14 protein-coding genes are annotated in these 13430 nt (G+C 73.2%); 3 read left to right on the top strand and 11 right to left on the bottom strand.

What is annotated here, in order from left to right; all coding sequences use genetic code 11:
* Window positions 1-95: 95 nt before the first annotated feature.
* From mutM to HCN56_RS02745, 9 genes are all read right to left on the bottom strand, one after another.
* Window positions 96-992: a bifunctional DNA-formamidopyrimidine glycosylase/DNA-(apurinic or apyrimidinic site) lyase gene (mutM, locus tag HCN56_RS02785; protein WP_167967827.1), complete on the bottom strand. Its 897-nt coding sequence runs from the start codon at window positions 990-992 to the stop codon at window positions 96-98.
* On the bottom strand, window positions 985-1767 hold the full coding sequence (gene rnc, locus HCN56_RS02780; RefSeq protein ID WP_167967873.1) for a ribonuclease III: 783 nt from the start codon (window positions 1765-1767) through the stop codon (window positions 985-987). Before rnc ends, mutM begins: the two co-directional genes overlap by 8 nt.
* Before the next feature lie 19 nt (window positions 1768-1786).
* Window positions 1787-1960 (bottom strand): 50S ribosomal protein L32, encoded by a 174-nt coding sequence (rpmF, locus tag HCN56_RS02775; protein WP_167931650.1) that lies wholly within the window; start codon window positions 1958-1960, stop codon window positions 1787-1789.
* Between the two features lie 2 nt (window positions 1961-1962).
* Complete coding sequence (locus HCN56_RS02770) at window positions 1963-2565, bottom strand: YceD family protein (RefSeq protein WP_167967826.1); 603 nt, start codon at window positions 2563-2565, stop codon at window positions 1963-1965.
* 338 nt (window positions 2566-2903) lie between these two features.
* Window positions 2904-3911 (bottom strand): F0F1 ATP synthase subunit B, encoded by a 1008-nt coding sequence (locus HCN56_RS02765; protein ID WP_167967825.1) that lies wholly within the window; start codon window positions 3909-3911, stop codon window positions 2904-2906.
* 78 nt (window positions 3912-3989) lie between these two features.
* Entirely contained in the window at window positions 3990-4469 is a 480-nt protein-coding gene (gene coaD / locus HCN56_RS02760) for a pantetheine-phosphate adenylyltransferase (RefSeq protein ID WP_209312280.1), read from the bottom strand.
* Between the two features lie 26 nt (window positions 4470-4495).
* Window positions 4496-5083, bottom strand: a complete 588-nt coding sequence (rsmD, locus tag HCN56_RS02755) for a 16S rRNA (guanine(966)-N(2))-methyltransferase RsmD (protein ID WP_167967823.1) — start codon at window positions 5081-5083, stop codon at window positions 4496-4498.
* A 289-nt stretch (window positions 5084-5372) separates the two neighbouring features.
* Entirely contained in the window at window positions 5373-7625 is a 2253-nt protein-coding gene (gene recG, locus HCN56_RS02750) for an ATP-dependent DNA helicase RecG (RefSeq protein WP_312871014.1), read from the bottom strand.
* A 122-nt stretch (window positions 7626-7747) separates the two neighbouring features.
* Window positions 7748-9649, bottom strand: a complete 1902-nt coding sequence (locus HCN56_RS02745) for a DAK2 domain-containing protein (RefSeq protein WP_167967821.1) — start codon at window positions 9647-9649, stop codon at window positions 7748-7750.
* A gap of 268 nt (window positions 9650-9917) precedes the next feature.
* On the opposite strand from HCN56_RS02745, the gene rpmB reads away from it, so the two are divergent.
* The gene (gene rpmB / locus HCN56_RS02740; RefSeq protein ID WP_103501940.1) at window positions 9918-10103 is read left to right on the top strand and encodes a 50S ribosomal protein L28; all 186 of its coding nucleotides are present in this window, start codon (window positions 9918-9920) and stop codon (window positions 10101-10103) included.
* Window positions 10104-10501: 398 nt separating this feature from the next.
* On the opposite strand, the gene thiD is transcribed toward rpmB, so the two are convergent.
* Both thiD and HCN56_RS02730 read right to left on the bottom strand, forming a co-directional pair.
* A complete protein-coding gene (gene thiD / locus HCN56_RS02735; RefSeq protein ID WP_209312273.1) occupies window positions 10502-11317 on the bottom strand; it encodes a bifunctional hydroxymethylpyrimidine kinase/phosphomethylpyrimidine kinase in 816 nt (271 codons plus the stop codon).
* On the bottom strand, window positions 11317-12303 hold the full coding sequence (locus tag HCN56_RS02730) for a thiamine-phosphate kinase (RefSeq protein WP_167967820.1): 987 nt from the start codon (window positions 12301-12303) through the stop codon (window positions 11317-11319). Before HCN56_RS02730 ends, thiD begins: the two co-directional genes overlap by 1 nt.
* Window positions 12304-12434: 131 nt before the next feature.
* Between HCN56_RS02730 and HCN56_RS02725 the strand changes: the two genes are divergently transcribed.
* Both HCN56_RS02725 and HCN56_RS02720 read left to right on the top strand, forming a co-directional pair.
* Window positions 12435-12668, top strand: a complete 234-nt coding sequence (locus HCN56_RS02725) for an Lrp/AsnC family transcriptional regulator (protein ID WP_167967819.1) — start codon at window positions 12435-12437, stop codon at window positions 12666-12668.
* Window positions 12669-12687: 19 nt separating this feature from the next.
* Window positions 12688-13278 (top strand): DUF3515 domain-containing protein, encoded by a 591-nt coding sequence (locus tag HCN56_RS02720; RefSeq protein WP_312871013.1) that lies wholly within the window; start codon window positions 12688-12690, stop codon window positions 13276-13278.
* The last annotated feature ends 152 nt before the right edge of the window (window positions 13279-13430 follow it).

The following is a 13430-nucleotide window of genomic DNA, read 5'->3' as shown; positions in this document are numbered from 1 at the left end:
CGCGAGCGCCCCGTGCCGTACTGCGTCCCTCGACCACAGGCCCGGCCGGGCCTGCCCGGCCGACCGCGCGGCGCTACTCGGCTGCCGCGACCCTCTCAGGGCGCCTGCTGACAGACGGGGCAGAAGTAACTCGACCGGTTGGTCCAGGACCTCCGGCTGATCGGCGCACCGCACCGCCGACACGGCTCGCCCTCACGCCCATAAGCATCCAACGAGCGGGAGAAGTAGCCGGACTGGCCGTTGACGTTGACGTAGAGGCTGTCGAAACTCGTCCCGCCCGCGTCGAGCGCGGCCTCCATGACCTCGCGTGCCGCGGCGAGCAGCGCCAGCGCCTCACCACGCGTCAGGCTCTGGGTGGCACGCTCGAAGTGCACGCCGGCGCGCCACAGCGCCTCGTCCGCGTAGATGTTGCCGACCCCGCTGATGAGGCTCTGGTCGAGCAGCGCCCGCTTGACGGTGGTGTCGCGCCGTCGCATCTGCGACAACCAGCTCTCCACGTCGAACAGCGGATCGAGAGGGTCGCGCGCAATGTGCGCGATCGGCGCGGGGAGGAACTCCGGGTCGTCCGCGACCGTGGGATGCACCGACAGTCCGCCGAAGGTGCGCTGGTCCACGAAGCGGAGCTCACCCGCCTCCGCGTCGTCGAAGACGAGCCGTACCCTGAGATGCTTCTCGTCAGGGGTGGTGGACGGCTGGACCAGGAGTTGCCCGCTCATGCCGAGGTGCGCGAGCAGCGCCGTGGTGGGCTGCTCCTCGCCGCCAGGGTGCGGGACACCTCCGGCGTCCGGCACCAGGGGTACCCACAAGTACTTCCCGCGTCGGCGGGGCGGCAGGGTCCGGCAGCCTCGGAGACGGGCGGAGAAGTTCTCGGCGCCCGTCTCGTGCCGCCGCACCGCGCGGGGGTGGTAGACCTCCGCGCGGGCGATGATCCGGCCGGTCGTCCACCGTTCCAACCCCCGGCGGACGACCTCCACCTCGGGGAGTTCAGGCACCCGGGGTCCCGCCCGGGACGACGGGCTCCGAGCCGGCGATCCTGGCGTCTGCCGACTCCCGAATGGCCCGCCAGGCGGTCTCTGCCGCCTGCTGCTCCGCTTCCTTCTTGCTGCGGCCGGTGCCGGTGCCGTGCGTGACACCACCGACGCGAGCAGCAGCCGTGAAGGTCTTCTCGTGGTCCGGGCCGGCCTCAGCGATGACGTACTCCGGCACGCCCAGCCCCTCGGCCGCGCTCAGCTCCTGCAGGCTGGTCTTCCAGTCCAGGCCGGCGCCGAGCCCCGCGGAACGCTCGATGAGCGGGTCGAAGAGCCGGTGGACGAGGGCGTCCGCGGCTTCGAGACCCTTGTCGAGGTAGACGGCGCCGATCACCGCCTCGAGGGTGTCGGCGAGGATCGAGGCCTTGTTCCGGCCGCCGGTCCCCTCCTCGCCCCTGCCCAGACGGACGAAGGCGCCCAGGTCGAGGCCGCGGGCGACCTCGGCGAGAGCGCGCGAGTTGACGACCGCGGCGCGCAGCTTGGCCAGCTGCCCCTCCGGCAGGTCGGGGTGGGTGCGGTACAGCGTGTCCGTGACCACCAGACCGAGCACGGAGTCACCGAGGAACTCCAGCCGCTCGTTGGTCGGCAGCCCACCGTTCTCGTACGCGTAGCTCCGATGTGTCAGAGCGCGCGCCAGAAGGGCGGTCTCAAGCCGGTGGCCGAGCCGCCCTTCCAGAATGGCGTGGGACGAGGAACTGTCCGCCGACGTCTCGTTCAGCGACGTACTGGCGTCCGACATGAACCCTGTCACCCGCCGATCAGACCTCGAGAACCTGACGGCGGTTGTAGGTGCCGCAGTTGCCGCACGCGGTGTGCTGCAGCTTCGGCTCCTGGCAGCGGTCACACGTCGCCAGGTTCGGAGCCACAGCCTTCCACTGGGACCGACGGTGGCGCGTGTTGCTGCGCGACATCTTCCGCTTCGGAACAGCCACGGCTACTTCTCCTGTGGTTCGTCCCCGCCGGAGCGAGGAGACTTCGCTTGCTCTGCGGCCGGCTCGTCGGTGCCCTCGGCACCGGCGAACTCCTGCAGCGCCGCCCAACGGATGTCGACGGCTTCTTCGTGCTGATGGTCGGGGTCGTCCGCGAGCCGCGCACCGCACTCGGTGCACAGTCCGGGGCAGTCCTCTCGACACACCGGCTGCAGCGGCAGTGAGAGCACCACCGCGTCACGCAGTACCGGTTCGAGGTCGAACAGGTCGCCCTCGAGGCGGAACCCCTCCTCCTCGGCGTCGTCGCCGGCGTCCGCGGGGCGGATCCGGTCGTCGGCGTCGGGGTAGGAGTACAGCTCCTGGAACTCCGCTTCGCACTGCTGGCTCAGCGGCTCCAGACACCTTACGCACTCGCCTGTCAGTGGCGCACGCGCGGTACCCGTGACGAGCACGCCGTCCATCACCGACTCGAGACGCAGGTCGATCTCGATACGGGCGTCCGAGGGGACACCGATGACCTCGGTGGCGAGGTCGCCGGGTGAAACAACCGTGCGGGACAGCCGCTTCAGCGCACCCGGCCTCCGCCCCAGCTCCCGCGTGTCGAACACGAGGGGGGCACGGTGGTCGAGAGGGGCTTTCAGGACGTCCTGCTTTCTACGCGGGCGGCGTGGGCCACACTGCGGGACGATCCACGGGGGTCCGTCCGGGCAGCCCGGACCGTGAGATGTCCACGGCCGAAGAGCCAGGGTACTTCACCATGCGCTTACCGCCCAATCGAGCCCGTCAGGCCACGCGCCGACGAAAGCCGACCCGGGATGCGGCCCCGCCGGAGCGGGCCCGTCCTCGGAAGGCCGCCGCCGGCGGACAAGCCGGGGCGACGGGGCGACGGGGCGACGGGGCGACGGGGCGACGGGGCGACGGGGCGACGGGGCGACGGGGCGACGCCCTAACGGCCCTGCTCGTACCGTCGCAACTGCTCGGAGTCGATCATCGCGGTGTCGAAGAGGCTGGTCTCATCCAGGGTGCCGCCCTGCTGGTAACCGGCGGTGGCCGGGACGGACTGCCCGTATCCGTAACCGGCGGCGTCGACGTACTCGCCCTGACCCGCGCCGTGGGAGGCGTGGGCACCACCGTAGGCGGGATCGACCTGACCCCCGTAGGGGCTGTCCTGCCCCGTGCCGGCCGTCGTGGTGTAGTCGTACCCGCCGCCGGACGCCCCCTGCTGCTCGCCGTAGCCCTGGAAGTCGTCGCCGTAGTCGTAGGAGGGGCGGTCACCGGGGTGGGAGTAATAGGTGTCGGGCTGCTCCTGGCCGTAGTTGGCCGCGGCCTGGTCGGCGCGCTCGTCGGACTGACCGCTGAGCGAACCCAGCTCGTCGGAGGGGCGGTGTCCCGTCAGCTTCTGACGCCCCCGGCCCACGGCCTCGAGAGTCTTGCGGAGAACCGCCTCGATGGCGCCGAACTGGGCCTCGACGTAGGCGTCGGCCTGTGCGACCAGCTCGGCGGGGTCGCCGTCTCGGCCGAGCAGCTTGGTCCGGCCGCGCTCGACGGAGCCGATGGTCTTGCCGAGAACCACCTCGAAGTTGGCGAGCTTGCTGTCGACGTAGTCGTCCGCCTCCTCGCGGACGGTCGCCGCCTCCCGCTTCGCCTCGCCCAGGATGCGGGCGGCCTCGGCCTGGGCGCGCTGGACCACCTGGGTGTTGTCGACCAGGCTTCCGCGCTCGCTGCGGGCGGCCTCGAGGATGCTCTGCGCCTCCTGCCGGGCTTCCGCCACCATCTGTTCGCGGCCACCGAGGAGCTGCTGCGCCTCGGCGAGCGACCCGGGCAGCGCCCCGCGCACCTCCTCGAGGCGGCCGAGCAGGTCGCCGCGGTTGATCACGCAGGATGCCGACATCGGCATCGACTTGGCGCTCTCGACCGAGGCGACGATCTCATCGAGTTTCTGGTGTACGTCCACGGCAGTGACTGTACGGCCCCACCCGGGGCCCGCGCAGCCGAGCCGCGGCTCCGGGGACAGGGAAGGGCGGCCGCGGGCTCAGTCGCGCGCCAGCTTGCCGCGCAGCTCCCGGAGCACCGGCGCGGGCACGAGGTGCGACACGTCGCCGCCCCATGCGGCGACTTCCTTCACCAGGGACGACGACAGGAAGCTGTACGTCGGGTTGGTGGGGATGAACAGGGTCTCGATGCCGGAGAGCCCGTTGTTCATCTGGGCCATCTGGAGCTCGTAGTCGAAGTCACTGACCGCCCGGAGGCCCTTCACGATGGCGGGAATGTCACGCTGCTTGCAGTAGTCGACGAGCAAACCGTGGAAGGACTCCACGACCACGTTCCCGAACTCGGCGGTCACCTCCTCGATGAGGGCGAGGCGCTCCTCCAGGGAGAACAGCCCCTTCTTCGAGTTGTTGATCATCACCACCACGTGCACGGTGTCGTAGAGCTTGGACGCCCTGCCGATGATGTCGAGATGTCCACAGGTGATCGGGTCGAAGGACCCGGGGCAGACTGCGCGGCGCAACGGTCTCTCCTCGTTCCGACGGTCGGTCATGACCGGTCCGTGTCGTCGTCGACGGCGGCGTGACCGTACCAGAGCGTGCCCTCGCCGTAGCGGCGGGAGCGGAGTGGTGCGAACCCGGACGGCCATGGGAACGGCCCCCCGCGCGTGCCCCGTTCCACGGTGACGAGTGCGTCGCCGGTGAGCCAGCCGCCCGCGAGGAGTGTGACGAGGATCTCCGAGATCTCCGCGTCCGTCACGACATAGGGCGGGTCCAGGAACGCCAGGTCGTAGGGGTGCTCCGGTGGGGTGTCGGCCGCCAGTTGTCGGACGCGTCCCGAACGGAGCTCGGCCCCCGGCAGTCCGAGGGCGCGGATGTTCTCCCGGACCACGCGCGCGGCGCGGGCGTCGGCCTCGACGAGGAGGGCGTGCGACGCTCCCCGGGAGAGCGCCTCCAGCCCCACGGCCCCGGACCCTGCGTACAGGTCGAGGACCCGCGCGCCGTCCAGGTCGCCGAAGAGCGCGTGCCACGTGGAGAAGAGCCCCTCACGCGCGCGGTCCGACGTCGGCCTGGTGCCCCCGCCGGGTGGGACGGCGAGTCTGCGCCCGCCTGCCGATCCGCCGATGACACGGGTCATGGAGTCCTCACTGGGCTGGTGCGGCGAGGGGCCGCGAGGGGGCACGGGGCGTCCACGCGCCGGCCCGCACGGGGCGCGGCCCGTACCGCGTGGTGCGGGGCGGCGGGACACCGGGGACCACGCTATACGCCGCGCGCAGGGCCGCGTCGACGGGCGGCGGCACGACGCGGGGCCCGTGCGGCATGCCGGTGGTTCCGGGGTGGCGCGAGGTGCCGGTCTGCCCCGTGTCGCTCGCACGGGGCGCTGGGCCCTTCCGCGGGACACGGGAATGCGGTCCACAGGGCGCGGCTCAGCCCTTGTCCAGGTAACTCTCCCGTTCGGCGTCGAGCAGTGCGTCGAGGACGAGCCGCAGCTCCGGCTCGCCGGCGAGTTCCGGGTCACGGGCGATGAGGTCCGTCGCGGCAGTGCGCGCCTCGGCGATCAGTTCCTCGTCCTCCACCACCGTCAGCACGCGCAGCGAGCTGCGGCCACCCGACTGCGCCTGGCCGAGCACGTCGCCTTCCCGTCGCTGCTCGAGGTCGATGCGGGACAGCTCGAAACCGTCAAGAGTCCGCGCGACGGCGTCGAGGCGGGCCCGTGCGGCGGACGCCTCGTGCGCCTCACTCACCAGCAGGCAGAGACCCGGCGCGCTCCCGCGGCCGACCCGGCCGCGCAGCTGGTGGAGCTGTGAGACACCGAAGCGGTCCGCGTCCATGACGACCATGGCGGTGGCGTTGGGGACGTTGACGCCGACCTCGATGACCGTGGTGGCGACGAGGACGTCCACCTCGCCGGCGGCGAAGCGCCGCATCACGTCGTCCTTGTCGTCGGGCGCCATGCGGCCGTGCAGCACAGCCACGCGGAGACCGGCGAGCGGCCCCTCGGCCAACCCTGCGGCGACATCCAGGACGGCGAGCGGCGCTCGCCGCCCGTCCGCTTCCTCGCGCGGCGCGCCGGCATCGGCGTCGGCCTCCTCTCCGGCCGGGGCGGAGGCGCGGGCCGCCCCGGCGGCCGGGTCGTCACCGATGCGCGGGCAGACCACGTACGCCTGGTGCCCGGCTGTCACCTCCTCGCGGACCCGGGCCCAGGCCCGCTCCAGGAAGTGCGGTTTGTCGGCGGCCGGCACGACGTGACTGGCGATCGGGGAGCGGCCCGCCGGCAGCTCGTCCAGTACTGAGGTCTCCAGGTCTCCGAAGACCGTCATGGCGACGGTGCGCGGGATGGGGGTGGCGGTCATCACCAGCAGATGCGGGGGCGTCGCCGCCTTCGAGCGCAGTGCGTCGCGCTGCTCCACGCCGAAGCGGTGCTGCTCGTCGACGACGACGAGGCCCAGGTCCTGGAACCGGACCGCGTCCTCGATCAGGGCATGGGTGCCGATGACGACGCCCGCCTCTCCGCTGACGAGTTCGAGCAGGGCGCGCCGCCGAGCGGGCACCCCCATGGAGCCGGTCAGCAGCGCGACCTTGGTCCCGTTGTCCGCTCCTCCGAGGAGGCCTCCCTCGGCGAGGTCGCCCATCATCGACGTGATGGAGCGGTGGTGCTGCTGCGCAAGCACCTCCGTGGGCGCGAGCAGCGCGGCCTGGCCGCCGGCGTCCACGACGGCGAGCATCGCGCGCAGGGCGACGAGGGTCTTGCCCGACCCCACCTCGCCCTGCAGCAGCCGGTGCATGGGGTGGTCCGTGGCCAGTTCGCGGAAGATCTCCTCGCTCACGCGGCGCTGCCCCGCCGTCAGGGTGAACGGAAGCCGGGCGTCGAAGTCGCTGAGGAGCCCGTCCTCGCGCGGCGCCCGCGGCGTGGCGCGCAGCAGCGCCGTCGACCGGCGGCGGCGCGCGAGCGCGACCTGCAGAACGAATGCCTCGTCCCACTTGAGTCGTTCCCGGGCCGCTTCGAGCTGCTGGTGGGTGCGGGGCCGGTGGACCCCGAGCAGTGCCTGCGGCAGCGGGAGCAGTTCCTGCCGCTCCCGCAGCGCCTGCGGAAGCGGGTCCCCCACCCCCGCCCAGTCGGCTGCCTCCAACACGTCGAGAACGGTGTCGACGGCCTTGGCGATCTTCCACGACTCGATCTGCTTGCAGGCGGGGTAGAGCGGCAGGAGGCGGTCGGCGAACGCCTGCGCCGCCTGTCCGGCCTCGTCGGTCTCGTCCTCGCCGAGCAGCTGGTAGGCAGGGTGGGAGAGCTGCATCTTGCGGTTGAAGACGGACACCTTGCCAGCGAACATTCCGCGGCGCCCGGGGAGGAGCTCCCGGCGGTGGTGGTGGGCGGCACTTCCGAAGAACACCAACTGGAGCTTGCCGCTGCCGTCGGTGACGGTGACCTCAAGGCGCCTGCCACGGCCGTGGTTGAAGGTGTGCACGCGTGCGTCGGCGATCTCGGCCACCACGGTGACGTGTTCGTCCAGGGGCAGGTCGGCCAGCCGGGTCAGCTCGCCTCGCTCTGCGTAGCGGCGGGGGAAGTGGTAGAGGAGGTCGCCGACGGTGCGCAGGTCGAGTTGGTCGGCCAGCACCTTCGCGGTGGAGCCGCCCACCGCGTCGGAGAGCGGGCTGTGGGTGGTGTACGGGGCGGTCACGGAGCTATTGCACACCATGGCGGTGACATCGGGGCACCGGTGCTGCGGCGGGGCGCGGTCGCGGCGTGCGGCCGCTCCGTCCTACGGGACGGGGCGACTGCACGGGGCCGGGGCGGGCCCCGTCACTCCACCCCGATCAGCAGCGGGGAGGCCTGGTGCCCGTGGTAGACGACCGTGTCGACGGCGAGGCTCGACCGGCGGACCCGCCGCTCGATACGGTCAGCCAGGTCGGGGGGCGCGCCCGCCCCGGGGACCAGGGTCACGAGTTCGCCGCCCGCCGCGAGCATGCGTTCTACCACCGTCAGGGCGACCTCCGCGAGATCGCGGCCGATGACGGCGATGTCGCTGTCGATCAGGCCGAGAACGTCACCGGCCTGGCATATCCCGGCGGTCGTCCAGGCTTCCCCCGTCGCGACGGAGAGTTCACCGAAGCGCGTGGCGCCGGCCGCTGCCGTCATCGCGACGACGTCCTCGTCGAAGGTGCGGCCGGGGGTGTGGACGGCGAGGGCGGCGAGTCCCTGGACGGGGCTGCGGGTGGGGAGGACCGCGACGCGGACTCCCTCGCCCCGTGCCTGCGCCGCTGCCGCGGCAGCGGCGTGGCGGAGCCGGTCGTCATTGGGGAGCAGCACGACCTCCTCGGCGTGCGCGCGGAGGATCGCAGCCGCGAGCTCGCCGCTGCCGGGAAGCTCGTGCCCGTGCACGATCAGCGTCTGCGCTCCCGCCTCGTGGCAGAGGGAGGCGAGCCCGGGCCCCGGAACCACACCGAGGACGGCGCGGGGCGCGCGCGGGGCGGAGCCCGGTGTGCGGCCGCCGAGGTGGGTGACGCGGATGCGGTGGGGGCGGCCGGCCTCCACTCCGACCTCCACGGCTGCGCCGGGGTCGTCGGTGTGGATGTGGACGTTCCACAGGCCGTCGCCGCCCACGATCACGAGGGAGTCCCCGAGCTTCTCCAGGCGGGGGCGGAGCAGATCGAGCGCCGCTTGGTCCGCCTCGAGAAGGTAGATGACCTCGTGGCTGGGGCCGCGCGGGTCCTGCACGGGGCCGGAGGCTCCCGCCCCGGTCGCTGTCCGCGGCGTGCCGCCGGCAACGGCGGTGACATCGCCGGTCGCCGGCGACTCGGGGCAGTCGGCGAGCCGTCGCACGGGGCCGGCCCCGTGCGACGGCTCCCCGAGGCAGCACGACGCACGTGGTGCTGCCCCTGGAGGCAGACCGGTCTCCGGCACCTCGGGCCGCGCCCCTGCCTCGTCGTGCCGGCGCCGCCCCGTGTCACCGGCGGGGCGGGCTGGCGCCGCCCCGCTGGAGCGGCCCGCCCCGCGCGCGGCGTCGTGGGCACGGGGCACCGCTCCGTGCGGGTTCGCGTCCCGGCCGAGTCCGTGGTGGGGTCTGCGGCTGGGGGCCCGTCCCCCGACGGCGGCGTCGAGCGCCGCCAGGACCGCGACCAGCCCCCGTCCGCCGGCGTCCACGACACCGGCTGCGGCCAGCACCTGGAGCTGGCCGGGGGTGGCCGCCAGCGCTTCGCGGGCACTCGCGTTCGCGGCCGCGGTGACGTCGGGAAGCGTGACCGACGCGCGGGCGCCGGCGGTCTCGGCCGCGTCGGCGGCAGCAGCCGCCACGCTCAGGATCGTGCCCTCCACGGGGCGGGCGACCGCCCGGTAGGCCGCGTCGGAGGCAGCGCGCAGTGCGCGGGCGAGATCGGCCGGGCGCACCGGTTCGTCGGCGACGGCGAGCACGTTGCCGACGCCGCGCAGCAGTTCGGCGAGGATCGTTCCCGAGTTCCCGTGAGCGCCGATCAGCGCCCCGTGCGCCATGGCCTGTGCCGCCTCCGCGAGCGTGGGGTCGCCCCCTGCGGCGGCCTCGACGGCCTGGGCCGCGGACTCGACGGTCAGGTAGAGGTTGGTGCCGGTGTCCCCGTCCGCGACCGGGTAGACGTTGATGGCGTCGATCGACTCGCGTGCCTGCCCCAGGTCTTCGAGGGCGAACCGGCACCAGCGACGGATCGCCGCGGCGTCCAGCGGTCGGGGCACGTTTCGGACCTCCTGAGCGGGGAGCGGGGACGTTGGCACCCTATGTCGCGGCACGTCCTTGGTGGTCCGGGAGCCGCCGGGCGCCAGGCCGGTTTTCACGCCCGGGACACTCCGGGGTATGCTGCTCCGGTTGCCTGACGAGAGTCAGGCTGACCTCCTGGCGCCGAAGCGTCGGGCCCTTGGGGCCCGCGCGGTCGATCACGTCGGGCCCAAGCGTACGTCTTCCGTCACCCCGCAGCGCGGGGATGACCCGTCTTTGGAGTGACCCGTGGCTGCCAACTGCGATGTCTGCGGCAAGGGGCCGGGCTTCGGCAACAGCATTTCCCACTCGCACCGCCGCACCCCCCGCCGTTGGAACCCCAACATTCAGCGGGTGCGTGCGAAGGTGAACGGGACGCCGAAGCGCCTCAACGCCTGCACCTCGTGCATCAAGGCCGGCAAGGTCACGCGCTGACCCGGTGATCTCCGCTGCGGCGGGGACCCGGTCCGGCGCAGCCTGCGGCTGTCAGGCCGGTCCGCCTCTGGCGGGCCGGCCTTTCGTATGCCCGCGAACAACCGGCGCGGCTCTGCGACGCTTGTCGATGCCCCACTCCGGTGGCTGCCGTGTGGGGCGTAGCGCCCCGTCCGATGCCCCCAGCAGAGCGACAAATTCGCCGCGCCCCGGCATGCCCGCCGAGGCGTCGCGAGCGAGCCGTGCCGCGCCGGTCGGGGTCGGCGGGCGCGCGCGGGGTGCATCAATCGCAGTGACCGGCCCCGAACCGGGGTGGGTGGCGCGCGGGGCGGCCGGACCGGCGACCGCGCGGTCCGCGACTCCCTCCCTCGGACGGGGTCGGCCGGAAGGGGCCGCCCCAGTCAGGAGCGGCCCGGCGTGCCGCGCAGCGCGTGCCCGTGGTCGACCGGACCGATCCCGGCGCCCAGAGCGAAACCGGCGGCAACAGCCCGCGTGATGTAGCTCTTGGCCTCGGCGACAGCGTCCGGCACGGAGCGGCCGGCGGCCAGCCCCGCGGCGATGGCCGAGGCAAGGGTGCACCCGGTTCCGTGGGTGTGGTTGTTGTCCGACCGCGGGGCGCGCAGCCAGTGTTCGGTGGTGCCGTCGGTCAGCAGGTCCACGGCGTCGCCCGGCAAGTGGCCGCCCTTGATCAGCGCCCAGCGTGGGCCGAACGCGAGGACGGCCACCGCGGCCTCGCGCAGCCCTGACTCGTCGGTGACGGTGATCCCGGTGAGTTGGGTCACCTCGTCGAGGTTGGGCGTGGCGACCGTCGCCACGGGCAGCAGACGGTGCCGGACGGCGTCGAGGGCGTCGTGGGCGAGGAGCGCGTCGCCGTGCTTCGAGACCCCGACCGGGTCCACGACCACCGGCACGTCAAGGGGGCGCAGCAGTCCCGCGACGGTCTCGACGAGTTCCGCCGAGGCGAGCATCCCGGTCTTGACCGCCTGAACACCGATGTCGTCCACGACCGCGCGGAACTGGGCGGTCACGGCTGCTGCGGGAAGCGGCCAGGCTCCGTGGACGCCCAGGGAGTTCTGGGCGGTGACGGCGGTGACGACGCTCATTCCGTGGGTGCCGAGGGCGAGCATGGTCTTGAGGTCAGCCTGGATACCGGCGCCCCCTCCGGAGTCGGAGCCGGCGACGGTGAGGACACGGGGCGGGGCGGGGCGGGGCGCCATCAGGCACCGTCCACAGTGACGGGGCTCTCGGCGTCGCCGAAGTGGTCCCACCCGCCGGCGGCGTCCCAGGGGGCGTCGTCCACCGTGACCCGCGGCAGCGCCGAGGGGTGCCTCACCTCCCCGATCCGGCGCCAGCGGGCGGGCAGCTTGGTCTCGGACGGGAAGGTGGCGACCAGCGCGTGGTCCTCTCCCCCGGTCAGTACCCACTGCAGGGGGTCGACTCCGACGGCACTGCCGATGTCGCTCATCTGCGCCGGCACGTCGAGGTCGCCGGAACGGATGTTGATGCGCACCTTGCTGGCTTGCGCGATGTGGCCGAGGTCGGCGAGAAGACCGTCACTCACGTCCGTCATGGCGGTCGCGCCGAGCTCTGCGGCGAGCGGCCCCGCGGGGTACGGCGGCTCGGGGCGGCGGTGCGCCTCCACGAAGGCGCGCGGGGAACGGAACCCGCGGGAGAGCACGGCGTTGCCGGCTGCTGACCAGCCGAGCCAGCCGGTCACGGCGACGACGTCGCCGGGACGCGCCCCGGAACGGGTGACGGGTTCCCTGTTGCGCAGGTCCCCCAGCGCGGTGATCGAGACCGTGATGAGGTCACCGCGGACGACGTCACCGCCCGCGACGCCGGCGCCGGCTACGCCGCACTCGTCCCGGATACCGTCCATGAGTTCGATCGGCCAGGTGGCGGCCAGGTCGGCGGGGACGACCAGCCCCAGCAGCACCGCGGTCGGGACGGCGCCCATGGCTGCGATGTCCGCCAGGTTCTGCGCCGCGCCCTTCCGCCCGACGTCGTACGCGGTGGACCAGTCACGGCGGAAGTGGCGCCCCTCGAGGAGGATGTCGGTGGTGGCGACGACGCGGCGGTCGGGGGCCGCCACGACCGCCGCGTCGTCCCCGGGGCCGAGTCGCACGGCCGGCGCGGTGGTGATCCGGGAGGTCAGTTCCCTGATCAGACCGAACTCCCCGAGTTCGCCCACGGTGCCCCTCACTCAGCTCTCCTCATGTCGTGTGCCGCGAAGGCGCGTCAACCCGCCGCGATCGGCGTCCGGCCCTGTCCCGGCGGCAGGTGGTGACGCGCTACGGTAGCGCCCCCGTTCCTCGAAGCCGCCCAGGAGGACCCGTGGTACAGGCCTACATTCTGATCCAGACCGAGGTGGGCAAGGCGTCCACCGTGGCCGATGTCATCTCCAGGATCAGCGGGGTGGTGCAGGCCGACGACGTCACCGGCCCGTACGACGTGATCGCGCGGGCCGAGGCCCCCAGCGTCGACGAGCTGGGGCACCTGGTGGTCGCCCGAGTGCAGCGTGTGCCGGGGATCACCCGCACGCTGACCTGCCCCGTAGTGCACCTGTAGCCCCTCGTATGATCGCCCGGTGACCTCTACCGTACGCCGCCGCCCGCTGTGGACACCCGCCCTGTCGCTACCGGTGGTCGCACTCGTCGCGGCGTGCGGGTCCTCGGCCGAGCTCTCCGTCGAGGACCCGCAGCCGGACGGTGAGGCGGCCGAGGTGTGCGAGGCGGTGGTGGCGGCGCTGCCGGCCACGGTGGAGGGGGAGGAAGCCCGCGACGTCGCGGGCCCGGCACGTTTCACGGCGGCATGGGGCGACCCGGCGATCGTGCTGCGGTGCGGCGCGGAGCGCCCCGCGGTGCTGACCCCGGGCAGCGACACCTACCGGCCGACCGCGGACGCCGTCATGGTCGACGACGTCTCCTGGCTGCTGGAGGAGAGCGACGGCGGCCACCGGTTCACGACGACCGAACGCACCGTGTTCGTCGAGGTCGATGTCCCGGACAGCTACGCGCCCGAGGTGAACGCCCTGGTGGACGTGGCGGAGGCGCTCCACGAGCACCTCCCCTACGACCCGCTGTGGGAGGACTACTACGAGGACTCCGGGGCGCCGGAGGACGGCGCCCCGGGCGACGGGAACACTGACGACGGGGCGACGGAGCACGACGGCCACTAGGCCGCACGGCGCGTGCCGGCCCGGTGGCGCGGCGCCCCGCGCTGCCGTCCCACGCGTCAGCACGGCCTCCGCGCGGTACGACCCGTCCGCGTTGCGGGGCCGCCGGCTCGGGGCCCCGCGCACCGGTGCCGCGAGCACACGGCGGGCCGACC

The organism is Streptomyces lonarensis (assembly GCF_012033735.1).
In the GTDB taxonomy this organism is placed as follows: domain Bacteria; phylum Actinomycetota; class Actinomycetes; order Streptomycetales; family Streptomycetaceae; genus Streptomyces; species Streptomyces lonarensis.
This window is presented reverse-complemented; position numbering and strand designations above follow the sequence as displayed.